This window comes from Arthrobacter cupressi, assembly GCF_900099975.1.
GTDB lineage: Bacteria > Actinomycetota > Actinomycetes > Actinomycetales > Micrococcaceae > Arthrobacter > Arthrobacter cupressi.
On the sequence record NZ_FNEI01000011.1, the window covers coordinates 93,609 to 118,488 of the forward strand.

The following is a 24,880-nucleotide window of genomic DNA, read 5'->3' on the forward strand; positions in this document are numbered from 1 at the left end:
GCCACCCGACAGGACACCCCCCCTACGCGAAGGACTTCCCAGAAATGACCTCAGTTGTGTCCGCTTCCCGCTCCGGCAGCACCCGCCTGCTTGCCCGGGCAGCCGCAGAGGCCCTGGGAACCCTGTTCCTCGTGGTGATTGCGCTCGGGGTTCCGTTGTTTGCCGTACCGCAGTTGAACCCGCTTCCGGATTCCTTGGCCGCCGGCCTGGCCGTCACGGCTGCGATGCTTGCCTTCGGGGCCGTGTCCGGCGGGCACTTCAACCCGGCCATCACCGTGGGTACCATGATCGCCGGCAGGACGCGCTTCGCTGACGGACTGGCCTACCTTGCGGCGCAGCTGATCGGCGGCATCCTGGGCGCCTTTGTCCTTTTCGCGGTTGTCCTGAGCCTTTCGAATATCAGCGACAGCCGGGCCGCGTTCGACACCGTGGCCTCGGGCTTCGGCGAGCATTCGGTGATCAAGGTCCAGTTGGCCGGCGCCCTGCTGGTCGAGGTGCTCGGTGCCGCGCTGCTGGTGGCCATCTACCTCGGGGCCAGCCTGGGACGGAAAAGCGCCGCGCTGTCCGCTCCGCTTGCCGTCGGGCTGACCGTGGCCGTACTCCTCCAGCTTGGCCAGTCGATGGGTAACCTCGCGTTCAACCCCGCCCGCGCTACGGCCGCTGCGCTCTTCTCCACCGGCTGGGCTGCCGGCGGACTTTGGCTGTTCTGGGTGGCCCCGCTGATGGGCGCTGCCATTGCGGGCCTGGTGTTCCGCGGCTTCGGCCTCCTCCCGGCCCCGGAAACAGCAGCCGGCGAAGCCGTTCCTGACGAGGCGGCTTCTGACGATGACGCGCTTGACGGGGGCGCTCCCGAGGGGGACGACAATGAAGACGGCCCCAACGGGGGAGCAGAGCCCGACGGCGGCGACGCCCCGGCGGAAACCGCCCGGCGGGACACTGCCGCGCGGGACGCTGCCCAGCGGGATGAGGCCCGCGACTTCTTCGACGGCAATCGGGACTGAACAGGACATACGAGGGGCGGCCTTTCCGGGGGGAGTACCCCGGTTCCGCCGTGTCGGCGGGCCGCTGGCCAATAATGTCGGTGCCGCCACCTAGCTTGGAAACATGAGGCTTCTTCACACATCGGACTGGCATCTGGGCCGCTCCTTCCACGGTGTCGGCATGCTGGACGCCCAGCGCGCGTTCATTGCCCAACTGGTGGACTTCGTCCGTGAGCAGTCCGTGGACGTGGTGCTGATCGCCGGAGACGTCTACGACCGCGCCTTGCCCGGCCTGGACGTCGTCAAGCTGCTGGACGAAGCCCTGGTGGGCATCACCGGAGCCGGTGCGCAGGTTGTCCTTACCAGCGGAAACCACGACTCCGCCATCCGCCTTGGTTTCGCCTCACGGCTGCTGGAACGCGGGGGAGTCCACTTGCGCACCCGGGTCGAGGAGCTTGACTCCCCGGTGCTGTTTTCCTTGGGCGAAGAGGGTCCGCGGGTGGTCGGCGCCGCGGAAGACCCCGGTGGCCACGCTGGACGGGATCACTCAGGGCCCGATCATCCAGGACCGGATCATCCTGGAGCGTTGCTCGCCGTCTACGGGATTCCTTACCTTGAACCGCGGCTCGTGGCAGGAAAACTCAAGGCCGCCGCCCACCATTTCGACGTCACCCGGGCGGCCGTGGAACGCATCCGGGCGGACCTCGCGGCACGGCGCGGTGCCACGTCCGTGCATGCGGTGGTCCTCGCCCACACCTTCGCAAGCGGCGGGATCACCTCGGACAGCGAACGCGAGTTGAGTATCGGCGGGCTTGGCGCCGTCCCCTTGGACCTGTTCGAAGGTTTTGCCTACACGGCACTGGGCCATCTCCACGGCCGGCAGGAACTTGCGCCGAATGTTCGCTACTCCGGCTCGCCGCTGGCGTACTCCTTTTCCGAATCAAAACACCGGAAGGGCGCTTGGCTTCTTGACGTCGGCCCGGACGGACTTGCGGGCGTCACCGAGGTCCTGTGGCAGGCCCCGCGTGAACTCGCCGTCCTGCGCGGCCGGCTGGCCGAACTCCTGGAATCACCGGAGCTGTCCTGGGCCGAATCTGCCTACTGCCAAGTCACCCTGACCGATCCCGTACGCCCGCCCCAGGCCATGGAACAACTTCGCACCCGCTTTCCGGACACCCTGGTTCTTGGCTTCGAACCCGAGGGCGGCGCGGAAAAGGGCAAGATCAGCTACAGCAGCCGAGTGGCCGGGGCGCAGGACGACCTCGGGGTGTGCTGCGGCTTCCTGGACCATGTCCGCGGGCGCGCGGCAGGCGACCAGGAGACGGCGGCGCTCCGGGAAGCACTGGAAGCGGTCCGCCTGGAAGGAGCAGAGCTGTGAGGATCCACCGCCTGGAAATCGAAGCCTTCGGGCCGTTTGCCGACGTCCAGACCATCGATTTCGACCAACTCGGCGCCCAGGGCCTGTTCCTGCTGAACGGTGCCACCGGTGCCGGCAAAACCAGTGTGCTGGACGCCATCTGCTTTGCGCTCTACGGCTCGGTGCCCGGGGCACGCCAGGACGGCAAGAGGTTGCGTAGTGACCACGCGGGTCCCGCAGCCGAGCCGCGCGTGGTCTGCGAATTCTCCGCCCGCGGACGGCGCTTCGAAGTCACGCGCTCTCCGGCCTGGGACCGCCCCAGTGCCCGCGGACGCAAAGGCTTCACCACCCAGCAGGCCAAGACCCTGCTCCGTGAATATACGGGCGGTTCGTGGGAAGAGAAGTCTTCCCGCAACGACGAAGCCGGCGCCGAAATCACCGAACTGCTGGGCATGGACCGTGAACAGTTCACCAGGGTGGTCATGCTTCCCCAAGGGGACTTCGCCGCGTTCCTGCGCTCCAAGGCAGCCGACCGCCTGGCCTTGCTACAGAAGCTGTTCGGGACAGCCCGGTTCGAAGCGCTCGAACAGCAACTCGGCCGTCAGGCACAGGATGCCCGCGCCGTCGTTGAAACGGAGGAGAACGGCCTGCGGTTGCTGATGCAGCGCGCGGAAGCGGAGTTCGCCGAGCTCGGAGCAGAGGCGGGAGCGGCTGCGCCGGAAACAGCGGACGGCGGTCAGCCCGGGCCTGCGCCCGAGCACCGGCTCTCTGATATGGAAGACGCCGCATGCGCCGAATTGGCAAGGCGCCGCCACGCAGCGGAAGCGGCGGAGGCCGGGAGGCTGCAGCTCGCGGACAGGCTCCAGGCCGCACAGGAACGCAGCCGGCGGCACGCCAGATTCCGGGCCGCCGTCCTGCGCCGGGACGCACTCGCCGCGGACGCGGAGTCCAACCAGGAATCCAGGGAGAAGCTTGGCCGCCATGCGAAGGCCGCTGTGCTGGGCGGGCAACTGGACGGGATGGACAGGGCTAACGCTGCGCGTTCGGCCGCGACCGCGAAGTTGGCAGCCGCCCGGGAACGGCTTCAGGAAGCCGCCGCGGACAGTGGCGATCCCGCTGCGGCACTGGCGGAGGTTCAGGAGAAACTGGCTGTCCTGGACGCCCGGATCCCCGACGAACACCGGCTGCAGGACCTCGCCGCACGTCTCGCCGCACTTGGCACCGAACGGTCGCGGCGGGAGGCCGCCGTCGCGCTCCGGACCGCGGAACTGTCGGCCTTCCGCGAGGAAGCAGAGGGACTTGCCGCGCGGATCGCCCCGTTGGAAGGCAGGGCCGCGAGCCTCGAGCGGTGCGAGCAGGAGGCGGCCGCCGCGGCGGTTCTTGTGGAGACCATCGAAAGGTACGCCGGCGCCTTGCAGCAGGTCGCGTCCGCGGCAGAGCGGCACAGCGCCGCGCGGCACGACTCCCTGGAACTGCGCCAGCGTTGGCTCGACCTGCGCGAACTGCGTCTGCGGAATGCTGCGGCCGAGTTGGCGGACAAGCTGCAAGAGGGCGAGTCCTGCCCTGTCTGCGGCAGCTGCGAGCACCCGCAGCCGGCCCAGGCTGTCCTCTCCGGGCCCGCCCTGGCGGACGAAGAAAAAGCGGCCCACGAACTCTTCGAAACGAGCGATGCCACGGTGCGCCGCCTGGCGGGCGAACATGCCGCGGCGGAGCAGGAAGCGGCCGTGCTCGCGGCGCAAGGAGGAGACAGCGATCCGGAGGAGGTTGCGGACAGGCTCGCCGCAGCTGAGCAGTCCCTGGCCGGGGCGCGCGCGGCGGCGTCGGAACTCGCCGGGGTCAGGGCTGCGATTGAACGCCTCGGCACCGCGATCGCTGGAGCCGAGCAGGAACTCGCGCGCGCCGCCACTGAGGCGGCCCAGGCGGAGTCCACCGCCGCTGCGCTGGGCGAACAGCACGCTGACCTGGAAACCACCCTTGCTGCACTGCGCGGCGGATTCGCCAGCCTGCGCGCCCGCATGGCAGATCTTGCCGAAGAGCAGTCGCTCCTCCAGGGAGTCGTTTCCGCCCGACAGCAGCTGGACCGGGCCGAGGAAGCATGCGCCGACGCCGGGGAGGCACTCGCGCAGGCCCTGCCAGCGGCAGGCTTCGCATCGGCGGAGGCGGCCCGCCGTGAACTCCTGGACGACGCCGAAGCCGCACGGCTTGATCGGCAGGTCCGGGAAGCAGACGAGGAAAGCGCACGGGTCGCGGAGCTCTTCGAATCGGAAGACCTCGTGCTGGCGGCCAAGGAAGCACAGGTGGGCGAATTCCCGCTGGGCGAAGAGGACCTCGCGGAGCTGGTCCGGGAGGCCGGCCGCAGCACGGAGTTCGCCCGCAGCCTCGACCTTGCCGCGGGCTTGGCCGCACGCACCGTGGATTCGCTGGCGTCGATCCGTTCCCGTTACGCGGCCGCCGCCGAGGCCGTCCACCTGCCCCGCGAGCGTGCCAGGATGCTCACCGCGTTGGCGGACACCGCCCGCGGGGCGGGGGATAACAGCTACAAGATGAGCCTCAACAGCTATGTGCTGGCCGCGCGGCTTGAGCAGGTCGCCGACGCCGCGTCAGAGCGCCTTGTCGCCATGAGCGACGGCCGCTACACGCTTCGCCACACCGACGCCCGGGCCGCCCGCGGGCAGAAATCCGGCCTCGGCCTGGAAGTCGTCGACGAGTGGACCGGCCAGCACCGGGACACCGCCACCCTTTCCGGCGGCGAATCCTTCATGGCGTCCCTCTCCCTCGCCCTCGGGCTGGCGGACGTCGTGCAGCAGGAGGCAGGCGGGGTGGACATCGAAACCCTCTTCGTTGACGAGGGATTCGGCAGCCTGGACGAACAGGCCCTGGAACAGGTCATGGATGCCCTGGAAGGATTGCGCGACGGCGGCCGTGTGGTCGGCCTGGTCAGCCACGTGGCGGAAATGAAACAGCGCATCTCGAGCCAACTGCAGGTGGAAAAAGGAAGGAACGGCTCCACGGTCCGGGTGCTGGAGGCCGACGTCCGGTAGAATGGCCGGGTTACCCGGGTCGCGCGCATCGGGAGGAGGGACGATGCGCACCCTTTAGCGAACCAGGAAACATGACCTCCCTGCCTTCCCATAAGGCGGCAGCCTACGGCGCCGCCGCATCCCCTGAACCCTCCTCGACTGAAGCCACGGGTTCCGCAGTCCCTGCAAAAGCAGCAGTCCCGGCCGACGGCCCCGCCCGCAGCAACGCCCGGCGTTCCCGGCTGCCCGGCCGCTTCGCCCGGCTCCCGGAACTCGCCGGCCCGGGCTTCCTGCCGATTGCGCTTTTTGCCCGCCTGCCCTTGGCGATGCTCACTGTCGGCGCCCTGACCCTTGCGACGGCGGTGAGCCATTCCTACGCGATCGGCGGCCTCGCGGCGGGGGCCGTCGGCATTGGCTCCGCCGCCGGCGCTCCGGTGCTCGGTGCGCTGGCCGACCGTGCCGGGCAGCGCACGGTGCTGCTGTGTGCTGCCGCGGTCAACACCCTGGCCGTCGCCGCACTGATCATCGCCGCCTACCTCACGCACGACTTTGCCGCGCCCGCCGGCCCCGCCGCGGTAGTCCTTACCGCCTTCCTCTCCGGCGCCAGTTGCCCCCAGGTCGGACCGATGGCCAGGGTCCGCTGGATGGCCCTCACCACCCGGGACCTGGCGGCCACGGAGCCGGGCACTGGCCGCAGCCAGGGCAGCATCGCCACCCGGCGGGCCGAGCTCGACACCGCGCTGTCCTATGAGGGGACAGCGGACGAATTCACCTTCGTGCTCGGGCCCGCCCTGGTCGGCCTCCTGGCCAGTCTCTTCGCCCCCTGGCTCCCCCTGGCCTTCGCCGCCCTCCTCACGGCAACCCTCGTTCCCGCCTTCGCGGTGCATCCTTCACAGCTGGCTGTGGTGCCCGCAAAGCGCAAGGCGGGGGCCGGCGTCGGGCAGCATGCGGATACTAAGCCCGGACGAGGGGCCGGGGCGCTGGCCTGGCTCAAGGTGGCGGTGGCCGTGCTCGCGATGGTCTGCATGGGTACCTTCTTCGGCTCCCTGCAGAACGCGCTCAGCGCCTTTTCCGCACAGTTCGCCACGGCGGAGATTGCCGGCCTGATGTATGCGGTCATGGGACTCAGCTCTGCCGTCGCTGCACTGTCGGTCGCCTACTGGCCCCAGCGGTTCGGCCTCGCTGCGCGCTGGACTTCGGCCGCGGCGCTGATGGCCGTGCTCTCGCTCCTGTTGTTCCTGCCCGCGGGGATCTGGCCGATGGCGGCCGTCCTGCTGGTGGTCGGCATCCCTGTGGGCCCGGTGATGGTCACGGTGTTCAGCATCGGCGGGCTGGTGGCCCCGGCCGGCCGGATGGCTACGGTCATGACTGCACTGGCGAGCGGGATCGTCGCCGGCACGGCCCTGGGCGCTTTCCTGGGCGGCCAGGCGGCGCAGAGCCAGGGCTTCGCGGCAGCGTTCCTGGTTTCCCTGGCTTCGGCTGCCGCCCTGGCCGTGCTCGGCGGGCTGGCCGGCGTCCTGCTGCGGCGCGGCAAGGCGGGCCAGCCCGACGGCGGCCGGAGACCGGGAGCCTAGCCCGCGTTCCGGTACCCGGTGGGGGAATTGCCGAAGGCGGCCCGGAAGATCCTGCTGAAATGGGCGGCGTCCGTGAACCCCCAGCGGGCCGCAATGGCGGTGACCGGCCGGTTTGCCAGGACAGGGTCGCGCAGGTCGCGGCGGCACCGCTCCAGGCGCCGCTGGCGGATCGATGCGGCCACGGTGGTGCCGATTTCCTGGAACAGATCGTGCAGGTGCCGGGTGGAAATATAGTGCGCCGCGGCGATCGAACCGGGACCGAGGGTGGGGTCCCCGAGGTTGGCTTCGATGTAGTCGTGGATCCGGGCGAGCAGCAGCAGGTGGGGGTCACGGCCCGCATCCACCAACTGGTCAAGTTCGCCATTGAACAGCGTGGTCACCAGGTCCAGGGCGTTGTGGACCAGTCTCAGTCCGTTGGTTCCGGAGAGCGCTTCGAGGTTGTCGGCCAGCCGGACCAGGAACGGGCTGATAAGTTCGCCCAAGCCCTCGTCGCCGGGCATCCGCAGCGCCGTGACGTGCTCCATCGCGCCGGCCGGAAGGTCGAGCTGCTCGTGCGGGAACATCAGCACCAGGCTGCGGAAATCGCCGTCGAAGCGCAGTTCGTAGGGCCGGGAGGTGTCGTAGATGGCGAGGTCACCGGCCGCCAGGACCGCCTCGCGTTCATCCTGGATGAGCGTTCCCGTTCCGGTGAGCTGGATGCTGAGCTTGAAGTACCGGGTGGCGGACTTGGCGATCAGGGCCGGGGTGCGGACCACCGCGTGCCGCCCCGCCGTCACCTCCACCACGGAGATGTTGCCCAGGACCCGGGAACGCATCGTTCCATGGAACTCCGCCGCCCCGTTGTCCTTGACCATCAGCGGCACAAAGGATTTTGAAATGGCACGGCTCCAGTCCTGGAAACTGTCGGCGACGACGGTCTGCACTGCGGAGGCGCCGGTTTCGGCCACGGCAGTCATGGAACTCCTTCGAACGGCCCCGATATGCGCCCGCGGCCTCCTGGAACGGGGCCAGCCGGGGTGTGAGCTTGCCCGCAATTCTACACTTCAGGCCGGGCCGGGTGGCCTTTCCGGCAGGAGCCGCGGACACCCGGGCACCCGCAGTACGGCGCGCCCGGGTGGGTCAGGAAAGCTGGCTTTCGATCCGTGCCGCGCTCGCCGCGAGTGCCTGCCCGACGGCGGCCTCGTCCTGGTCGCGCCGGATGTAGACGACGGCGATCGCGGCCGGCCGTCCGCCCGGGACATGGATGGGCGCGGCCAGGGACGAGAGCCCCTCGATCACCTCGTCGTGGCTCGCAGCGTAGCCGAGCTGCCGGGCATCGGCGGCCTCGGGGCGGTAAGGCAGTCCGGGCGCCAGGGCGCCCCATTGCTCGGGGCTCATGGTGGATTGGATGGCGATCCCCGGCGCGCCGACATTCGCGGGATGCCGTGTGCCGGGGTGCTGGACCAGTGTTGCGGCCGAATGGCGCGGTTCCACCGTGACCAGGGTGACGCAGTCCTGGTGGTCCCAGACGGCGACGAACGCCGTCATGTTGTAGGTGTTGGCGAGCTGGGTGAGCTCGGGGAGCGCCGCCGTTTGCAGGGTGCGGGACACGCCTCGGGCAAGGACGGCCAGGCCGGGCCCCGGCTGAACCCGGCCGGCGTCGTCGCGGACCAGCAGCGAGTGGTCTTCCAGGGTGCGCAGGATCCGGTACGCCACGGAGCGGTGCACGCCGAGGGCTGCGGCGAGCTCGGCAATCGTAAGGGAACGTTCGGCGGCCGCCAGGATCTCGAGGGCCTGGATGCCACGGGACAGGGTCTGCGACGGCGACACCGTGCCCTCGGCTTCCTTTCGGCTGCTCGCGGCGTTGGGAGACATCATGCGTTCCATCCTATGGCGGCGCTCCGTGCATTGGCCGTGCGTGGTCCCGCGCCGGGGCGGGCGGGTTTTCCGCGCACCGGGATCCGGGGTGTGTTGCAACTCACAGGCGGTGTAGTAAGCTATTCCAACTGACCGTTCTGTCGGTAATTCGAACCGAGCGTCCAGGCCTCCCCGCACCCCCATCATCGGAGTTTCAATGACTGCAACTTCCTCTGTCGATGCCCCTTCGGGTCCCAGCAGCAAGCGTGAAGAACGCAGGGTGCTTGCCGGAACCCTGGTAGGCACCACGATCGAGTGGTACGACTTCTTCATCTTCGCCCAGTTGACGGCCACCCTTCTTGGCCCTCTGTTCCTCACGCCGCTCAACGAGTCCAACCCCGGCCTGGCGCAGATTCTTTCCTTCGCCACCATCGGCATCAGCTTCCTGTTCCGCCCCCTCGGCGCGTTCGTGGCCGGCCACCTTGGTGACCGCCTGGGCCGCAAGGCGGTGCTGGTCATGACCCTCGTGCTGATGGGAGCGGCAACGGCGCTCATCGGCCTGCTGCCCAGCTACAGCGCCATCGGCGCGTGGGCGCCGGTGCTGCTCATCGCCCTGCGCGTCATGCAGGGTTTCTCCGCCGGCGGTGAATGGGGCGGCGCGGCCCTGATGGCCGTGGAGCACGCGCCCATCTCCAAGCGCGGACTTTTCGGCGCCTACCCGCAGATCGGCGTGCCCATCGGCATGATCCTCGCCACGGGCCTGCTGACCATGCTCAAGTCGAACATGTCAGACGCGGACTTCACCAACTGGGGCTGGCGCGTGCCGTTCCTGCTGTCCGTGGTGCTGATCGTGGTGGGCTACATGATCCGCCGCGCCGTCGGCGAAAGCCCGGTATTCAAGGAGATCGCCCAGCGCAAGGCCGAAAGCCGCGCACCCCTGGGCGAACTGTTCCGCAAGAACTCCAAGGAAGTGGTGCTGGCCGCCCTCATCTTCATCGCCAACAATGCCGCCGGCTACCTGCTGATCGCCTTCTTCATCTCCTACGCCAACAAGGCCCTCAAGATGCCGTCCGCGCAGGTGCTGTTGGCCACCACCGTCGCCTCCTTCGGCTGGCTCATCTTCACCATGGTGGGCGGCTGGCTTTCGGACAAGATCGGCCGCGTCAAGACCTTCCTGGCCGGTTACGCAATCGTGTTCGCCTGGATGATCCCGCTCTTTGCCCTGATCGACACCAAGGACATCTTCCTCTATGGCACCGCGCTCTTTGTGCTCACCATCGGCCTCGGCCTGTCCTACGGCCCCATGTCCGCGATGTACGCCGAGATGTTCCCGGCCCAGGTCCGCTACTCCGGCATCTCGATCGGCTACGCGCTGGGCTCCGTCCTTGGCGGCGCCTTCGCCCCCATGATCGCCCAGGCCCTGCTGGACAACACCAAATGGTCCGGCTCGGTGGGCATTTACATCATGGTGCTGTGCGTGATTTCCGGGGCGGGCGTGGTGCTCGCGAAGGAAACCAAGGGCCGCCACCTCGGCTTCAGCGCCCACTGATAGCTATTCCCGGAAAGGGTGCGGACCGCCGGTCCGCACCCTTTTCTTTCGTTCGGCGGAAGCTAGCCGGCCTCCCGGAGGAGCGTGACGGCGTCGTCGTCGCTCAGTTGCTCAAAGTGCTCATAAAACGTACCCACCGCGTGGAACTTTCCCGGGGTGTAGAGGGAGAAGGCGAAGTCGCAGGCCCTGGCGATCGAGGCCTGCGCCTCAAGCGAAGCCACCGGCACCGCGGCGATGACGGCGGCGGGACCGCCGGCCCGCACCCCCTCGATGGCCGCGCGCATGGTGGCCCCGGTGGCCAGGCCGTCGTCGATCAGCACCACGGTCTTCCCCGTGACGTCGAAGGCTACCCGCGGATAGCTGTCCACCCGGCGGAGCAGTTCGGTTCGTTCGCGGGTCTCGACGGCGTCCAGCGACTCGGGGCTGATGCCGTGCCGGAGCATGCGGTCCAGCAAGGGACGGTTGAGCATGCGGACGATCCTGCCGTTGGACCAGGACAGGGCACCGAACGCGGTTTCGTCGCGTCCCGGAATGCCGAGCTTGCGCACCAGCACGGCGCCGTAGGGCTGGTAAAGGGCTGCGGCGGCGGAGGCTGCCACGGGGATGCCGCCCCGGGCCAGGCCAAGGAGGATGGTGTCCGGGCGCTCCCGAAGCTGCGGAAGAGCGGCGGCCAGGCGGTGCCCGGCCTCCGTGCGGTCCTTGAAGCGCATGCCCATGGGTCCCTGTTCAGACGCCGAGGAAGCCGATGGCGGCGTCCTTGAAGGCGCGGCTGGTGACCGCGTTGCTGTGGGTTCGGCCGGGGATAAGCAGCTGTTCGGCCATGCTGCCGGAGCGAGCGGCGATCGCGGCCAGTTCCGGCATGGTGGCGGCGCGCTCGTCCTTTTCGCCCGCAACCAGCAGCACCGGCATATGCGGCGCGGCCTCGGCGGGGTCGAAAGGTTCGCCCTTGATGGCCTCGATCAGGGACAACAGTGCGAAGAGATCGTTGCTTGGCAGCAACTGGGCCATCCTGAGCAGCTCCGCGGTCGATTCGTCGGCCACAGGTGTGCCGTCGGCCAGGTGCCGCTGCGCTGCGGCGAGGTCGAAGGCTGCCAGCGGATCCTCCTTGTTCGGTCCGCCGAGCACCAGGCGGTGGACCAGCTCCGGCTGGGTCGCGCCGAACTCCCAGGCGAGCCGGGAGCCCAGCGAATAGCCCACCACGTCCAGCCCGCTGGCAGGATCACCGTCGCGCAGCGGGCGGGCGCCGGCGTCGGACACGATCTGCAGGAGGTCCGCCCGGATCCTGCTGGGGGAGTAGGAATCCAGGTCCTCGGGCGAGCCGCTGCGCCCATGCCCGGGAAGGTCTACCACGATGACCCGGCGCCCGGCCTGCTGCAGCGCCGCGACCCAGCCGGTGTCGCCCCAGTTGAGCTTGCCGGAGGATGAGAAGCCATGGATCAGCAGCACAGGGCGCAGGCCTGCGTCCTTGCCTTGAGCGGGTTCATGGACCTCGACGAACAGGCCCGGATCGGTGCCTTCCACGGTGTGGTGGAGTTCTCCTGTGTGCCTGCCCGTCATGGCCTCAGTCCTCATCAAGTGCGGCGCCCGGGCAACCCCGGCGCGTCGGTGCGTCTACTGCTCGAACAGTGCCCACGATACTCCGGAAAGGGAGTTCTCCGTGTCAGATCGTGCGGCCTGCTGACCGTGAGGCCTTGACCTTTTCGCCCACCCGGCAGGCTACCGCGATCCCTGCGATCAGCAGGAACGTGGCCACCAGCTGCCCGGCGCTTTCGGGGTTGGAGAAACCGACCACGAAGACGATGGACAGCAGCACCAGGCCGAAAACGGTCAGTGCCGGGAAGCCCTTCATCCGTAGCGGCAGTTCAGTGCCTTCGCGGTCGGCCCGGCGGCGCAGGATGAGCTGGGAGACCAAGGCGCTGCCCCAGACCACCAGGCAGGTGGAGCCCACCAGGTTGAGCAGGGCGGGCAGCACCCGGTCCGGGAAGAGCAGTTCGAGCACCGTGGCGATGAAGCCGAAGGCCACCGACACCCCGACGGCGGCCATCGGCACCTGCTTGCCGCGCAGGCCGGAGAGGAAAGCCGGAGCTTCGCCGCGCTCGGAGAGGGAGAACACCATGCGCGAGGCGCCGTAGAGGTTCGCGTTCAACGCCGACAGCAGGGCGACGACGGCCACGAGGGTGATGGCCGTGCCGGCACCCGGAATGCCGGCCATGTCCAGGACGCCGGCGAACGGGGACTTCAGGCCCTCGGAGCCGGCAGGCAGCACAGCCGCGATGACGAAAACGGAACCGATGTAGAACACGAGGATGCGCCAAAGCACGGTGCGGATGGCCCGGCCGACGCTGTGCACCGGGTCTTGGGTCTCGGCGGCAGCGACGCTCACGATTTCCGTGCCGCCGAAGGCGAAGATGACGACGAACAGGGCGGCGGCGATGCCGCCCCAGCCGGCCGGGGCGAAGTTCCCCGTGAAGTTGCCAAGGCCCGGCGAAGCGGTGCCGGGGAGCCAGCCGAAGAGCAGCGCCGCACCAATGAGGAGGAAGGCGATGATCGCGGCGACCTTCAGGATGGCGAACCAGAACTCGAACTCGCCGAAGCTGCGGACCCCCACCAGGTTGATCGCGGTGAAGACCGTCATGAAGACCAGTGCCAGCACCCAGACCGGAACCACTGGCCACACGGAGAACAGGAGCCCGGCCGCGCCGAGTGCCTCCGCGGCGATCACCACCACCAGCTGCAGCCACCACAGCCAGCCGACGGTCGAACCGGCCGTCTTGCCCATGGCCTTTTCGGCGTAGACGGAGAAGGCGCCGCTGTTTGGGTTCGCCGCGGCCATCTCGCCGAGCGCCCACATCACCAGGATGATCAGGGTGCCGGCCACAAGGTAGGAGATGAGGACAGCAGGTCCTGCCGCCTGGATCCCGGCACCCGAACCCAGGAACAGCCCGGCGCCGATTGCGCTGCCCAAGCCCATCATGGTGAGCTGGCGCGGTTTCATCGCATGGCCGAGGCCTGCCGAATGGGTGGATGGGATAGCGCCGGTGGACTTCGTTGTCATTCGTGGTGGCCTTAGTTTCCTCGGATCGTGTGCTGGCCCGCATGGGACCCGTCGAATTTTACAGCGTTATGCAGCGTAGCTCACATTTGGCAACCGGCAGGCCGGGCCCTACCATTAGTTAAAGTCATTTTGACCATAACTAATCCGCCCTCCGATGGCACCAGGCAGGGAAGCAGGTGAAACGGTGTTCACGAACTCTGCCAACGTCTCCGAACGCAGGCTCGCGCCGCCGTCGCTGGCCATCTCCACGGTGATCTTCGCCCTGCGGCCGAGCGAAAGCTCCGGCCGGCCCACCCTCTGGCTGCCGCTGGTGCGCCGGATCCGCGAGCCGTTCAAGGAAATGTGGGCGCTGCCCGGCGGGCCGCTCACCCACGACGAATCGCTGCAGGACGCCGCCTCCCGGAACCTGCTGGAGACCACCGGCCTGGCCCCGGAATACCTCGAGCAGCTGTACGCCTTCGGCGGCCTGCACCGTTCTCCCAGCCAGCGCGTGGTGTCGATCGTCTATTGGGCCCTCGTCCAGCCCACCGAGGCCGCGCTCGCCGACGAGTCCGAGAACGTGCGCTGGTTCCGCGCCGACCGGCTCGAACAACTCGCCTTCGACCACAACGCGATCGTGGACTATGCCCTGTGGCGGCTGCGCAACAAGATGGCCTACGGATCCATCGCCTACCACTTCCTCGGCGAATACTTCACGCTCGCCCAGGTCAGGGAGGTCTACGAGGCCGTACTGGACCGCCCCCTCGATCCGGCGAACTTCCGCCGCCAACTCAAGACCGCACCGGAGATCGAAGAAACCGGTGAGTACCTCCAGGGCGGGAAACACCGCCCCCCACGCCTCTACCGCTTTACCGGCACACCCGGCCTCGGGCCAGACAACAGGAGCACACCATGAGCAGCGTCAACACAGCCATCCAGCTGATCACCCGCGAGGAAGCGGAAAAGGGCCGCTCCGTGGCCGGCTCAACCTGCAGCCCCGCCCTCGCGAAGGGGCCGTGGGAGTACGACCTCGCCGAATCCCTGGCCGGAATCCCCGCCTACGGACCCGGCGCCTCCAGCGCCGACGCCGCGCCGCGCAGCACCCCCCGCCAGGGCCAGCTGCCGGAGGAATACAAGCTGGCCGGCGACGCCGAACTCGACGCCCGCATCCGTGCCGCCAAGGAGAAACTCGGCAGCAGGGCCGTGATCCTCGGCCATTTCTACCAGCGCGACGAAGTGGTCCAGTACGCGGACTTTGTGGGCGACTCCTTCCAGCTGGCCAACGCCGCCCTCACCCGGCCGGACGCCGAAGCGATCATCTTCTGCGGCGTGCACTTCATGGCCGAAACCGCTGACATCCTCTCTGCCCCGGAACAGGCCGTGATCCTGCCGAACCTCGCGGCAGGCTGCTCCATGGCGGACATGGCGGATGAGGATTCCGTGGAGGAGTGCTGGGAGCAGCTTGAGGAGATCTTCGGGACCGAAGCCGACGACGCCGGCCGCGTCCCGGTCATCCCGGTCACCTACATGAACTCCTCGGCAGCCCTCAAGGCCTTCTGCGGCCGCAACGGCGGGATCGTCTGCACGTCCTCGAACGCGAAGACGGTTCTCGAGTGGGCGTTCGAGCGGGGCCAGCGGGTGCTGTTCTTCCCGGACCAGCACCTCGGCCGCAACACCGCGAAGGCCCTGGGCGTCCCGCTGGAGCAGATGCCCATGTGGAACCCGCGAAAGGAACTGGGCGGCAACGACGAACAGACCCTGCGCGACTCGCGGGTGATCCTGTGGCACGGCTTCTGCTCGGTCCACAAGCGCTTCAACGTCGCCCAGATCGAGAAGGCCCGCGCCGACTACCCGGGCGTCAACGTCATCGTGCACCCGGAATGCCCCATGGAGGTCGTGGACGCGGCCGACGGCGCAGGCTCCACCGACTTCATCAAGAAGGCGATCGCGGCGGCCACCGAGCCCACCACCTTCGCCATCGGCACCGAGATCAACATGGTGAACAGGCTCGCCGCGGAGAACCCGCAGCACACCATCTTCTGCCTGGACCCGGTCATCTGCCCGTGCTCCACGATGTACCGCATCCACCCCGGCTACCTCGCCTGGGTGCTGGAGGAACTCGTCGAAGGACGCATCGTCAACCGCATCACCGTGGACGACGCCGTGCAGGCCAACGCCAAGATTGCGCTGGAGCGCATGCTGGCGGCCCGCCCCTGAACCTGCCGTACGCAAGCGAACGAGGCTGACATGACTGCACATGACCTTGCAGTGGAACGCACTGCCGCAAGGCAGCAGCGCAAGCGGCTGGTCGTCGTCGGAAGTGGCATCGCCGGGCTGTACTCGGCCCTGCTCGCCGCCGAGGGCGGCGCCGAGGTGGTGCTGCTGAGCAAGGGGGCATTGGCGGACAGCAACACCTACTTCGCCCAGGGCGGCATCTCCGCCGTCCTGGACGAGCCGGCGCCCGGGGACACTGTCGCCGCGCACATTGCCGACACCCTCAAAGCCGGCAACGGGCACTGCGACGAAGACGCCGTGCGGGTGCTGTGCGCCGAGGCGCGCCGTGACATTGCCGGGCTCCGGCGCTTCGGCGTCCGTTTCGACCTGGACGACGGCGGCGACCCCGCCCTGGGGATCGAGGCCGCCCATTCCGCGCCGCGCATCCTGCACGCCGGCGGGGACGCCACCGGCGCCGGGGTGGCCCGGGCGCTGATCCGCGCCGTCCTGGACGCCCAGGCGGCCGGGCGGATCCGGGTGATCGGCCACGCCCACGTGACCTCCCTGACCCAGGCCTTCGGCCGCGTGACCGGGGTGACTTATGTCCACGACGGACGCGAGCTAAGCTGCCAGGCCGACGCCGTGCTGCTGGCCACCGGGGGAGCCGGCCGGCTCTTCGCCCAGACCACCAACCCCTCGGTTGCCACGGCGGACGGCCTGGCCCTGGCGTGGCGCGCCGGGGCCGAAGTGGCGGACCTTGAGTTCTTCCAGTTCCACCCCACCTGCATGGTGCTTCCCGGGGATGCCAGGGAAACCGCGGGCAGCGACCCCCTGCTGATCTCCGAGGCCGTCCGCGGCGAAGGCGCCATCCTGGTGGACGCGCACGGCGAACGGTTTATGCCCGCGTACCACCCGGACGCCGAGCTGGCCCCGCGCGACGTCGTCTCCCGCAGCATCGCCCTGCACCTGGCCGCGCTCGGCGACCCCAACGGGCACGTCTACCTGGACGCCCGCGCGCTCGAAGAGCGCCGCGGCGCGGGTTTCCTGGCCCGGCGCTTCCCGACCATCACCGCCCGCACCCTCGAGGCCGGCGTCGACTGGACCCGCGAGCTGGTTCCCGTGGCACCGGCGGCCCACTACTGGATGGGTGGCGTGGTCACCGACCTGAACGGCCGCACCTCGGTGCCCGGGTTGCTGGCCGCCGGCGAAGTGGCGTGCACAGGAGTGCAGGGCGCCAACCGGCTGGCCAGCAACTCGCTGCTCGAAGGGCTTGTCTTCGGGCGGCGGGTGGTCGAGGGGTTTCTGTGGGGCGGCTCGCCAGATCCCTCGGCGCCTGCGCTCCGGCCTCGCGTCGGCGAACGCCTCGCAAGCTCGGCGGCCGACTCGGACCGCCACGCAACAACGGCGCTTTCGGGATCTCCCGAACCGCTCGTTGATCCGGCACCTTTCGACGGGGAGACCCTGCGGCGGCTCATGACCGCCAAGGCCGGCGTCCTCCGCGACGGCGTACTGCTCCGGGAGGCGGCCGCCGTCCTGGGTTCCTGGGCTGAAGTCGTGGACCCAGAGACGGTTCCCGATTCCCTGGACCCCCGCGAGCACGAGGACGCGAACCTCCTGCTGGCCGCGCAGCTGCTGGTGCACGCCGCCCGGCAACGCCGGACCTCCCTGGGCGCGCATTACCGCAGCGATTCGTGGGAGGAAACTGCCGCCGTCGACGGTCCCGCGGACGAAGACTTTGACAAGCGTTACACCATGAGCCGGAAAGCGAGCCTGATCCTTGACTAGCCTGTCCCTTCCCGCAGCCGCCGTGCGCGACATCCTCGAGCGGGCCTTCGCCGAGGACGCGCCCAGCGGGGACATCACCTCGCAGCTGCTCATCCCGGCCGAGGCCCGCGCCACCGCCGTGCTGAACGCCCGCGTGCCCGGCATCTTCAGCGGCGGGACCGTCTTCCGCGACGCCATGCTCTTCATCGACCCGGACACCGAAGTCGAGCTGCTGCTGCCGGACGGAGCAGCCTTCGACGCCGGCACGCACCTCGCCCGGGTCAGCGGCCGCGCCCGCTCGGTGCTGCTCGCCGAACGCGTCGGCCTGAACCTGGCGCAGCGGATGAGCGCGATCGCCACGAAGACCGCGGAGTTCGTCCGCCTGGTCGAGGGCACCCGCGCCCGGATCACCGACACCCGCAAGACCACCCCGGGCCTGCGGGTCCTGGAACGCTACGCGGTGCGCTGCGGCGGGGGAGCGAACCACCGCTACAGCCTGTCCGACGCCGTGCTGGCCAAGGACAACCACCTCGCCGTCATGACCGGCGGCGATGCCGGCAAGCTCACCGCCCTCCTGGCCGCGGCGAAGGCGCAGCTTGGGCACACCACCCATTTCGAGGTCGAAGTGGACCGGGCCGAGCAGATCGAACCCGTGCTGGCCGCCGGAGTGGACACCATCATGCTGGACAACTTCAGCCTTGAGGAGCTCCGCGCCGGGGTACGGCAGGTGGCGGGGCGGGCCGTGGTGGAAGCCAGCGGCAACGTTAACCTGTCCACCGTGGCGGACATCGCCGCTGCCGGTGTCGATGTCATCTCGATCGGCGGGCTGACCCACAGCGTCACCGCCCTGGACCTGGGCCTGGACGTTACCTTGGACGTGCCGGCGGAAGTTTCCTAGGACAGCCATGATCTTCCTGGACGCAGCCGCCACCACCCCCGTGCGCCGGGAGGTGCTCGAAGCCATGTGGCCGTACCTGAGCGGCGAGTTCGGCAACCCCTCCAGCCACCACAGCCTGGGGGAGGCCGCGGCGGATGCGCTCGCGGGGGCGCGGGCCGCCGTCGCGAAGGTGCTGGGTTGCCGGCCGGGGGAAGTCACCTTCACCTCCGGGGGGACCGAGGCGGACAACCTGGCCCTCAAGGGAATCGCGCTGGCCCGCAGGGGCGCCGATCCGGCCCTGGACCGGGTGGCGATCAGCGCCATCGAGCATCCCGCCGTCGAGGAGTCCGCGGACTACCTGCGGCGGGTTCACGGCTTCACGGTCGATGTGGTGCCGGTGGACCGGCACGGCCTGGTCACTCCGGAGGCGTTCGCCGCCGCCTTGCGCCCGGAAACCGCGCTCGCCAGCATTATGTACGCCAACAACGAGGTCGGCACGGTGCAGCCGGTCCGCGAACTGGCAGCGCTCGCCGCCGCACGGGGCATTCCGTTCCACACTGACGCGGTGCAGGCTGCGGGCTGGCTGCCCCTGGGCGTGAAGGACCTCGGCGTGGATGCGCTCAGTATTTCGGGGCACAAGCTCGGTGCGCCCAAAGGATCCGGTGTGCTCTTCGCCAAGGGGCGGCTGCGGATCGAACCCTTGGTCCACGGCGGTGGCCAGGAACGCGGGCGCCGCTCCGGCACGGAGAATGTGGCCGGTGCCGTGGCGCTTGCAACTGCGCTGACCCTCGCGGCGGAGGAACAGCCGCGCCTTGCCGCCAGAGTGACGGAATTGCGCGACGCCTTCATCCGGGCGGTCCTGGAGGCCGTTCCCGGTGCGGTGCTGACCGGCCACCCGGCGCAGCGGCTGCCCTCCGTGGCGTCCTTCTGTTTCCCGGGCACCAGCGGGGAATCCGTGCTGCTGGAACTCGAGCGCCGCGGCGTGGTCTGCTCCAGCGGTTCGGCGTGTGCCGCGGGGTCGGACGCGCCGTCGCCGGTGCTGCTCGCCCTCGGCCTCGAGGCTGAGGTCGCACAGACGGCCGTCCGCTTCAGCTTCACCTCCGCGGTGACGGCAAACGAACTTGAGCAGGCCGCCGCAGCCGTGCGCGACGCCGTCGGGAGCGTCATCGGGATCGGCCGCCGCTGACCCAACTGACTGGCAGTTGTTGTCGTTTTGAGCCCTCAAAACGACAACTAATGCGAGCTGGTTGGGGGGCTCAGGCGTGGCGGGCCCGGCGGAAGATCCAATGCCGCAGCAGGGTGAAGCGGACGGCGGTGGCGAGGAATCCGGAGAGTGTGGTGGTCCAAAGCTCTTCCGTGACTGTCGCGTCCGGCCTGAAGACGTGCAGCACGCCCAGGCTTCCGCCGGTGATGACGAGTGCGATGGCGATCACGATCAGCCCGTTGAGGTGATCCTGGAGGCGCCTGCTGCTGCCCTCGATCTTGAACGTCAGCCGGCGGTTCAGTGCCGTGTTCAGGACCGAGGTGATGATGAGTGCCGCCGCGTTCGCCGGCTGCGGGCCAAGCACTGGCCGGAGCAGCGCGTACAGTGCCAGCGAAGTGGCGGTACAGATGATCCCGACGCCGGTGAAGCGCAGCAATTGCCTCAGTACCGGATAGCGGAGCAGGCCTTTGTGGCGGTGGCTTGGGCGGGTTTCCGGCGGGGATTGCCGCAGCGGTTCACGTGACGGTGCGGCCGATTCCATGCCCCAAGCCTGTCATACGGCTCCGCCGGGGCGCGAACGGTGTCAGACGCGGTTCAATCCGGCCGAGCCGAAGGCCACGCTGAACCGGTCGCACCACAGCACCACGGTGTCCAGCCCCGAGATGTCGGCGCCGGCCGGGATGGCGTAGTTCTGGTTGCCGTGGGTGGCCTTGACTGCGCCGAGGTCCAGCCACTTTCCGGAACGGTACTTGAACCAGTCTCCGCCGGCCTCCTGGTTGCTGAGCCAGACCTTGACGTCGGGTCCGTCGCTGCTGGCGAGGTTCTCCAGCCGGAGTACCAGGCCGCCGTCGGGCAGTTTGACCAGGCTCGCCGCCCCGGACGTGGTGTGTTCCTGGGAGACGAAGGTGCCTCGCGCGATGACGGTCGGCGGGGCCGGAACCACCGTGGGGAGGGCCGTTCCGGGATCTTCCGGGATCCGTTGGATAGCCAGCGTGCCGCTCGGGGTTGGCGTCGCCCCCGGCAGGGCTTCGTCAACCGTGCTGCTGGTGAACAGGCGCCAGGGCTGGAAGAGGGCCGCGCCGGCCACCAACAGTGCGAGCAACACCACGGCCGCCGGGACGGTGAAGACCCTGTGGCGGCGCAGGAACGCCGGAACGGAGCCCTTGCCCGCGCGGTTGTCGTTGGCCGGCGTTGTCATGGTTCAAGGTTAGGCGCCGGGGTTCCGCCTTGTCCGCCCGGAATCCTTACCGTTCGATTAAGCCGCCCGTTCAGGGCGCCGGGACGTACAGCTCGCCCACTGGCACTTCGGCGGCCAAGCGGTTGTCCGGCCCGGCCAGCGGGCACGCCCAGGCCTCGTTGTACGCGCAGGAAGGGTTGTAGGCGAAGTTGAAATCCAGGACGAACTCCTCATCCTCCCCGGTGCTCCGCGTGCCGTGGAATGCGCCCTTGATGGTGTCCAGCAGGTACCTTCCGGCGCCGTAGCTGCCGCCTTCCTTGCCGGCGGTGGCGTCGCGGAACGGGACGAAGATCCCGCCGCCGTAGCTGCGCAGGCGCCATACCGCGAGGGAGCCCAGGCCGGGCAGTTCGAAGGTGCCCAGCCGCCGGAACGGCACATCGCCGTCGGTCCCGGTCCGGACGGTCAGCTCCTGCCCCGACCCCTCCGGCGTTAGGCGGGCGTGGAAGCGGAACGCCGGATCGTATTCGGCGGTATCCAGGCCGGTGAAGCCCTGCTTGGCTGCAGGAGTCAGCGCGGACGCCGGGTGGGTGCCGAACAAATGGTCCCGGGTCCGGCGCCAGTGCACGTGGGCCTGGAACGGGTCGTCGCGGGCGAGCCGGCGAACCTCGTCGTAGAGGGCGAAGGTCCGCAGCCGCCAGTCCACGATGTCCAGTGCAGACATGCCCGCCACGTCCGCGGCGCCGCCGTCACGCAACTCCTCATCCATGCCACCCATACTAGGCTGGCGGCTATGAACGGGAACCGCGCAGCGAACGGAAGTCTGGTCCTGGCCGCCCTCCTGCTCACCGCAGGGCTGGCCGCGTGCAGCGAGGAAGGCAAGGGCGGGCAGGTCTGGACTGCCGGTTCGCCGAGCGCGGGAGCCTCCGCGACCGGGTCCGCCACGCCGTCCGGAGGGACGCCGTCGGGCAGCCCGACGGCGTCGGGAACCGCCACGCCCGGGGCGGTGCCCACCGCCGACCGCTGGAAAACATACACCGACGCCGGACGGAAGGTGAGCTTCGAACTGCCGGAAGAGTGGATCGTCCAGTCCGTCACTCCCAACGCCGGGTCACTGCCCGGGGCGCTGAAGGTGGAGGTCAAGGACGCCGAAGGCGGCTACATCGCCACCCTGCACACCGGCCTGCAGCCCGCCAAAGCCCCCGCCTGCAGCCCGAAGGCAAGCCGCAGCTATGTGGTGCTCAGCAGCGTCCCGGTGGATCTACCGCATGCCGATACGGATGCGACCATCTCGCCGCGCGTGGTGTTCCGGGTCATCCAGGGATACAAGTACTTCGGTTCCTACGGCATCACCAACCTGGTGGCCGGAGCGGGCGGCAAGGCCTGCCAGCTGCGCAACCTCGTGCAGGGCGCGGCCGGCAAGGGCGACATCTTCTTCGGCGACCTCCCTGCTGTCCGCGCCTTCGCGCCCGACGAGAAGGTGGCCCCTGCCAAGTCCTTCGACACGCTGGGCCAGGCCGCCCAATACGTGGACCAGGGCACGGAGTTTGCAAACGTTCAACGGATGCTACTGTCTCTGAAGGCCAATCCGTAGAAAGCGGCACGGCCTTCCACGACCATCGGCGACACTGGGGGCTGTTCTCGCCGCGAGACATTTCCGGAGATCCATGGAACGCAACGTTGCCGCGCGGCTCGTTTTCAAGACCGTGGCGAATACCAAGGTGGCCATGGCCATCGCCGTCGCCCGCGACCCCGGCTTCGCGTCGATGACGGAAACCCTGAGCGTCACCGCCGGCGGCGAGGCCGTGCCGTACACGGAACTGCAGGACCACCACGGCGGGCGCTTCCACTACATGGAGTTCCCTGATCCCAGCGAGGTGGAGGTCGAGTACAAGGCGACGGTGACCGGCCGCGGGGTGCCGGACGAGTCCTCGAAGATGGAGCTCATCCGCTATGTGCGGCCCAGCCGCTACGCCGAATCGGACCGGCTCCTGCCCACCTCCTACGCCGAGTTCGGCGGGTTGCATGGCCGCGAGCTGCTGCAGGCGGTGCGTGACTGGGTCAACAGCGAACTGCGGTACGTCAGCGGTTCCTCCCGTGGCACCGACGGCGCCGTGGAGACGCTGCTGCACCGCCGCGGGGTGTGCCGCGACTTCGCCCATTTGGCGATCGCCTTGCTGCGGTCCAAGGACATTCCGGCCAGGCTGGCGGCCGTCTATGCTCCCGGACTGAGCCCGATGGATTTCCACGCCGTGGCCGAGGCGCACGTCGACGGCGCCTGGTACGTCATCGATCCCACCGGCCTGGCTCCCCGGGAGGCCATGCTGCGGATCACCGCCGGACGCGACTCCTCCGACACTGCGTTCCTCTCCACCGTCGGGGGCAGCCTCTCCCTGAAGACGCTGAAGGTGACGGCGGAGATTGCCGGCGAGCTTCCGGCAGAAGACCCGGCCGCCGCCGTCGTCCTCGGTTAGTCCGGAAGGCCGGAACGCAGCTTCTCGGTCAGCCGCATCAGCTCCTGCTGTTCCGTGGCGCTTAGCGCCGGAAGGAGCAGTTCGGCGATGTCACGCACGTGCTCCCGCCCGATCTCCTTCTGCAGCGCCACGCCGGCCTCGGTGAGCCCCAGCAGGATGCCGCGGCCGTCCTCCGGAGCGATGCTGCGCTCCACGAGGCCGCGCTTCTCCAAGCGGTCCACCAGCCGGCTCAGGCTCGATTGGCTGAGCAGCACGTGGTCGTTGATCTCGTTCAGGCGCAGCTTCCCGGTGGGGCAGCGGGAGAGCGTGAAGAGCACGTCGTACTCCTTGACGGGCAGCTTCTTGAACGCGGGCCCGGACTGCAGCCTGCGCATCACCGCCACCTGGGAGCGGAACAGCGACTCCCAGGCCTCGGCGGCGAGGCGCACGTCCTTGCCGGAAGCGGCGCCCGCGGGCCGGGCCGCTCCGGCCGGGGCTTTCCCAGCCGGAGCGGGGCTGCTCATTCGTTGCTCCCCGGGTTCCCGACGGCGGCATCCGCCGTATCGCCCGCAGTTTCGGCCAGCTTGGCGGCCACCCGCGAGGCGTGGGTGGGGGCATCCGGCACGTGGGCCGGCTTGAGGGCGGCGTACTCCTTGCGGAGCACCGGCAGCACCTCCTCGCCGAACAGGTCCAGCTGCTCCAGCACGGTCTTCAGCGGCAGGCCGGCGTGGTCCACAAGGAACAGCTGGCGCTGGTAGTCGCCGAAGAACTCGCGGAAGGTCAGGGTCTTCTCGATGACCTCCTGCGGGCTGCCCACCGTCAGCGGGGTCTGCGACGTGAAGTCCTCCAGGGACGGGCCGTGGCCGTACACCGGGGCGTTGTCGAAGTACGGGCGGAATTCCTTCACGGCGTCCTGGGAGTTCTTCCGCATGAAGAACTGGCCGCCGAGGCCCACGATTGCCTGGTCTGCCTTGCCGTGGCCGTAGTGCTCGTAGCGCTCACGGTAGAGGCCGATCAGCTGCTGGTAGTGCTCCTTGGGCCAGAAGATGTTGTTGGCGAAGAAGCCGTCGCCGTAGTACGCGGCGAGTTCGGCGATCTGCGGGCTGCGGATGGAACCGTGCCACACGAAGGGCGGGACGTCGTCGAGCGGGCGCGGCGTCGAGGTGAAGTTCTGCAGCGGGGTGCGGAACTTGCCGTTCCAGTTCACGGTGTCTTCGTCCCACAGCCGGCGCAGCAGGGCGTAGTTCTCGATCGCGAGCTCGATGCCGTCCTGGATGTTCTTGCCGAACCACGGGTACACCGGGGCCGTGTTGCCGCGGCCCATGATCAGGTCCACCCGGCCGTCCGCCAGGTGCTGCAGCATGGCGAAGTCCTCGGCGATCTTCACGGGATCGTTCGTGGTGATCAGGGTGGTGGAGGTCGAGAGGGTGATGCGCTCGGTCTGGGCCGCAATGTAGGCCAGCGTGGTGGTGGGGGAGGAAGAGAAGAAGGGCCGGTTGTGGTGCTCGCCGATGGCGTAGACGTCCATGCCGATCTCTTCGGCCTTCTTGGCGATGGCCACGGACGCCTTGATGCGCTCGTTTTCCGTGGGGGTGCGGCCCGTGGTGGGGTCAGTGGTGATGTCGCTGACGCTGAATACGCCGATCTCCATGATGTGCCTTTCTTCCTGCCCGCGGTTGTGTGCGGGCGTTACAGACAGTGTATCCCAAACTAGATGCATTTGCATCTATCGCCCTGTGTAACGCCCTGGCCCGCGGATTATTCCCGCACCCAACCAACTCGCAGTTAACGTCGTTTTGGGCGCGCAAAACGACAACAACTGCGAGTTGGTTGTGAGCGGGGAG

Annotated in this window: 22 protein-coding genes; 12 read left to right on the forward strand and 10 right to left on the reverse strand. The window is 68.9% G+C overall.

The window, feature by feature from the left end:
- The first annotated feature begins 44 nt into the window (after positions 1 to 44).
- The 4 genes from BLP88_RS13430 (at position 45) to BLP88_RS13445 (ending at position 6,931) form a co-directional block, all read left to right on the forward strand.
- Positions 45 to 1,001, forward strand: a complete 957-nt coding sequence (locus tag BLP88_RS13430) for an MIP/aquaporin family protein (protein ID WP_074589942.1) — start codon at positions 45 to 47, stop codon at positions 999 to 1,001.
- Between the two features lie 103 nt (positions 1,002 to 1,104).
- Positions 1,105 to 2,358: an exonuclease SbcCD subunit D gene (locus BLP88_RS13435; RefSeq protein WP_074589944.1), complete on the forward strand. Its 1,254-nt coding sequence runs from the start codon at positions 1,105 to 1,107 to the stop codon at positions 2,356 to 2,358.
- A complete protein-coding gene (locus BLP88_RS13440; protein ID WP_074589946.1) occupies positions 2,355 to 5,378 on the forward strand; it encodes an AAA family ATPase in 3,024 nt (1,007 codons plus the stop codon). Before BLP88_RS13435 ends, BLP88_RS13440 begins: the two co-directional genes overlap by 4 nt.
- A 71-nt stretch (positions 5,379 to 5,449) precedes the next feature.
- Positions 5,450 to 6,931: an MFS transporter gene (locus tag BLP88_RS13445; protein ID WP_245679867.1), complete on the forward strand. Its 1,482-nt coding sequence runs from the start codon at positions 5,450 to 5,452 to the stop codon at positions 6,929 to 6,931.
- Here the strand turns inward: BLP88_RS13445 and BLP88_RS13450 are convergent.
- The gene (locus tag BLP88_RS13450) at positions 6,928 to 7,887 is read right to left on the reverse strand and encodes an AraC-like ligand-binding domain-containing protein (RefSeq protein ID WP_074589948.1); all 960 of its coding nucleotides are present in this window, start codon (positions 7,885 to 7,887) and stop codon (positions 6,928 to 6,930) included. The two genes, BLP88_RS13445 and BLP88_RS13450, sit on opposite strands and share 4 nt — an antisense overlap.
- Before the next feature lie 163 nt (positions 7,888 to 8,050).
- Positions 8,051 to 8,785 carry an IclR family transcriptional regulator gene (locus BLP88_RS13455; RefSeq protein WP_139163395.1) on the reverse strand — a complete coding sequence of 245 codons (735 nt, stop codon included), beginning with the start codon at positions 8,783 to 8,785 and terminating at the stop codon, positions 8,051 to 8,053.
- Positions 8,786 to 8,984: 199 nt separating this feature from the next.
- Between BLP88_RS13455 and BLP88_RS13460 the strand changes: the two genes are divergently transcribed.
- The gene (locus tag BLP88_RS13460; protein ID WP_074589951.1) at positions 8,985 to 10,316 is read left to right on the forward strand and encodes an MFS transporter; all 1,332 of its coding nucleotides are present in this window, start codon (positions 8,985 to 8,987) and stop codon (positions 10,314 to 10,316) included.
- A 62-nt stretch (positions 10,317 to 10,378) separates the two neighbouring features.
- On the opposite strand, the gene BLP88_RS13465 is transcribed toward BLP88_RS13460, so the two are convergent.
- The 3 genes from BLP88_RS13465 to BLP88_RS13475 form a co-directional block, all read right to left on the reverse strand.
- On the reverse strand, positions 10,379 to 11,032 hold the full coding sequence (locus BLP88_RS13465) for a phosphoribosyltransferase (RefSeq protein WP_074589953.1): 654 nt from the start codon (positions 11,030 to 11,032) through the stop codon (positions 10,379 to 10,381).
- Positions 11,033 to 11,042: 10 nt separating this feature from the next.
- A complete protein-coding gene (locus BLP88_RS13470) occupies positions 11,043 to 11,873 on the reverse strand; it encodes an alpha/beta fold hydrolase (protein WP_074589955.1) in 831 nt (276 codons plus the stop codon).
- A gap of 103 nt (positions 11,874 to 11,976) precedes the next feature.
- The gene (locus BLP88_RS13475) at positions 11,977 to 13,371 is read right to left on the reverse strand and encodes an amino acid permease (protein ID WP_074589957.1); all 1,395 of its coding nucleotides are present in this window, start codon (positions 13,369 to 13,371) and stop codon (positions 11,977 to 11,979) included.
- A 154-nt stretch (positions 13,372 to 13,525) separates the two neighbouring features.
- Here BLP88_RS13475 and BLP88_RS13480 point away from each other — a divergent pair, with 154 nt between their 5' ends.
- The 5 genes from BLP88_RS13480 to BLP88_RS13500 are packed head-to-tail and all read left to right on the forward strand — an operon-like array spanning position 13,526 to position 19,391.
- Complete coding sequence (locus BLP88_RS13480; RefSeq protein WP_074589959.1) at positions 13,526 to 14,266, forward strand: NUDIX hydrolase; 741 nt, start codon at positions 13,526 to 13,528, stop codon at positions 14,264 to 14,266.
- Complete coding sequence (nadA, locus tag BLP88_RS13485) at positions 14,263 to 15,567, forward strand: quinolinate synthase NadA (RefSeq protein ID WP_074589960.1); 1,305 nt, start codon at positions 14,263 to 14,265, stop codon at positions 15,565 to 15,567. The genes BLP88_RS13480 and nadA overlap by 4 nt, the downstream gene beginning before the upstream one ends.
- 30 nt (positions 15,568 to 15,597) lie before the next feature.
- Positions 15,598 to 17,349 (forward strand): L-aspartate oxidase, encoded by a 1,752-nt coding sequence (gene nadB / locus BLP88_RS13490; RefSeq protein ID WP_074589962.1) that lies wholly within the window; start codon positions 15,598 to 15,600, stop codon positions 17,347 to 17,349.
- Positions 17,342 to 18,226 carry a carboxylating nicotinate-nucleotide diphosphorylase gene (gene nadC / locus BLP88_RS13495; protein WP_074589963.1) on the forward strand — a complete coding sequence of 295 codons (885 nt, stop codon included), beginning with the start codon at positions 17,342 to 17,344 and terminating at the stop codon, positions 18,224 to 18,226. The genes nadB and nadC overlap by 8 nt, the downstream gene beginning before the upstream one ends.
- Positions 18,227 to 18,233: 7 nt before the next feature.
- Positions 18,234 to 19,391: a cysteine desulfurase family protein gene (locus BLP88_RS13500; RefSeq protein ID WP_074589965.1), complete on the forward strand. Its 1,158-nt coding sequence runs from the start codon at positions 18,234 to 18,236 to the stop codon at positions 19,389 to 19,391.
- 70 nt (positions 19,392 to 19,461) lie between these two features.
- Here the strand turns inward: BLP88_RS13500 and BLP88_RS13505 are convergent, their stop codons facing one another.
- The 3 genes from BLP88_RS13505 to BLP88_RS13515 form a co-directional block, all read right to left on the reverse strand.
- A complete protein-coding gene (locus BLP88_RS13505) occupies positions 19,462 to 19,950 on the reverse strand; it encodes a GtrA family protein (RefSeq protein ID WP_074589967.1) in 489 nt (162 codons plus the stop codon).
- A 42-nt stretch (positions 19,951 to 19,992) separates the two neighbouring features.
- A complete protein-coding gene (locus BLP88_RS13510; protein WP_084111193.1) occupies positions 19,993 to 20,607 on the reverse strand; it encodes a DM13 domain-containing protein in 615 nt (204 codons plus the stop codon).
- A 70-nt stretch (positions 20,608 to 20,677) separates the two neighbouring features.
- Positions 20,678 to 21,352, reverse strand: a complete 675-nt coding sequence (locus tag BLP88_RS13515; protein WP_074589968.1) for a DUF1684 domain-containing protein — start codon at positions 21,350 to 21,352, stop codon at positions 20,678 to 20,680.
- Positions 21,353 to 21,376: 24 nt separating this feature from the next.
- On the opposite strand from BLP88_RS13515, the gene BLP88_RS13520 reads away from it, so the two are divergent.
- Positions 21,377 to 22,177, forward strand: coding sequence for a hypothetical protein (locus tag BLP88_RS13520; protein ID WP_074589970.1), 801 nt, complete (start codon positions 21,377 to 21,379; stop codon positions 22,175 to 22,177).
- Positions 22,178 to 22,250: 73 nt separating this feature from the next.
- Entirely contained in the window at positions 22,251 to 23,057 is an 807-nt protein-coding gene (locus tag BLP88_RS13525; RefSeq protein WP_074589972.1) for a transglutaminase-like domain-containing protein, read from the forward strand.
- Here the strand turns inward: BLP88_RS13525 and BLP88_RS13530 are convergent.
- A complete protein-coding gene (locus tag BLP88_RS13530; RefSeq protein WP_074589973.1) occupies positions 23,054 to 23,560 on the reverse strand; it encodes a MarR family winged helix-turn-helix transcriptional regulator in 507 nt (168 codons plus the stop codon). The genes BLP88_RS13525 and BLP88_RS13530 overlap by 4 nt on opposite strands.
- Positions 23,557 to 24,687, reverse strand: a complete 1,131-nt coding sequence (locus BLP88_RS13535) for an LLM class flavin-dependent oxidoreductase (RefSeq protein WP_074589975.1) — start codon at positions 24,685 to 24,687, stop codon at positions 23,557 to 23,559. Before BLP88_RS13535 ends, BLP88_RS13530 begins: the two co-directional genes overlap by 4 nt.
- Between the last annotated feature and the right edge of the window lie 193 nt (positions 24,688 to 24,880).

Coding starts and splice junctions, on each gene's coding strand:
- BLP88_RS13530 (WP_074589973.1), bottom strand. CDS start 23,560: ATGAGCAGCCCCGCTCCGGCTGGGAAAGCCCCGGCCGGAGCGGCCCGG.
- BLP88_RS13520 (WP_074589970.1), top strand. CDS start 21,377: ATGAACGGGAACCGCGCAGCGAACGGAAGTCTGGTCCTGGCCGCCCTC.
- BLP88_RS13525 (WP_074589972.1), top strand. CDS start 22,251: ATGGAACGCAACGTTGCCGCGCGGCTCGTTTTCAAGACCGTGGCGAAT.
- BLP88_RS13510 (WP_084111193.1), bottom strand. CDS start 20,607: ATGACAACGCCGGCCAACGACAACCGCGCGGGCAAGGGCTCCGTTCCG.
- BLP88_RS13435 (WP_074589944.1), top strand. CDS start 1,105: ATGAGGCTTCTTCACACATCGGACTGGCATCTGGGCCGCTCCTTCCAC.
- BLP88_RS13445 (WP_245679867.1), top strand. CDS start 5,450: ATGACCTCCCTGCCTTCCCATAAGGCGGCAGCCTACGGCGCCGCCGCA.
- BLP88_RS13500 (WP_074589965.1), top strand. CDS start 18,234: ATGATCTTCCTGGACGCAGCCGCCACCACCCCCGTGCGCCGGGAGGTG.
- BLP88_RS13450 (WP_074589948.1), bottom strand. CDS start 7,887: ATGACTGCCGTGGCCGAAACCGGCGCCTCCGCAGTGCAGACCGTCGTC.
- BLP88_RS13430 (WP_074589942.1), top strand. CDS start 45: ATGACCTCAGTTGTGTCCGCTTCCCGCTCCGGCAGCACCCGCCTGCTT.
- BLP88_RS13480 (WP_074589959.1), top strand. CDS start 13,526: ATGGCACCAGGCAGGGAAGCAGGTGAAACGGTGTTCACGAACTCTGCC.
- BLP88_RS13455 (WP_139163395.1), bottom strand. CDS start 8,785: ATGTCTCCCAACGCCGCGAGCAGCCGAAAGGAAGCCGAGGGCACGGTG.
- BLP88_RS13460 (WP_074589951.1), top strand. CDS start 8,985: ATGACTGCAACTTCCTCTGTCGATGCCCCTTCGGGTCCCAGCAGCAAG.
- nadB (WP_074589962.1), top strand. CDS start 15,598: ATGACTGCACATGACCTTGCAGTGGAACGCACTGCCGCAAGGCAGCAG.
- BLP88_RS13535 (WP_074589975.1), bottom strand. CDS start 24,687: ATGGAGATCGGCGTATTCAGCGTCAGCGACATCACCACTGACCCCACC.
- BLP88_RS13515 (WP_074589968.1), bottom strand. CDS start 21,352: ATGGATGAGGAGTTGCGTGACGGCGGCGCCGCGGACGTGGCGGGCATG.
- BLP88_RS13475 (WP_074589957.1), bottom strand. CDS start 13,371: ATGACAACGAAGTCCACCGGCGCTATCCCATCCACCCATTCGGCAGGC.
- nadA (WP_074589960.1), top strand. CDS start 14,263: ATGAGCAGCGTCAACACAGCCATCCAGCTGATCACCCGCGAGGAAGCG.
- BLP88_RS13505 (WP_074589967.1), bottom strand. CDS start 19,950: ATGGAATCGGCCGCACCGTCACGTGAACCGCTGCGGCAATCCCCGCCG.
- BLP88_RS13465 (WP_074589953.1), bottom strand. CDS start 11,032: ATGGGCATGCGCTTCAAGGACCGCACGGAGGCCGGGCACCGCCTGGCC.
- BLP88_RS13470 (WP_074589955.1), bottom strand. CDS start 11,873: ATGACGGGCAGGCACACAGGAGAACTCCACCACACCGTGGAAGGCACC.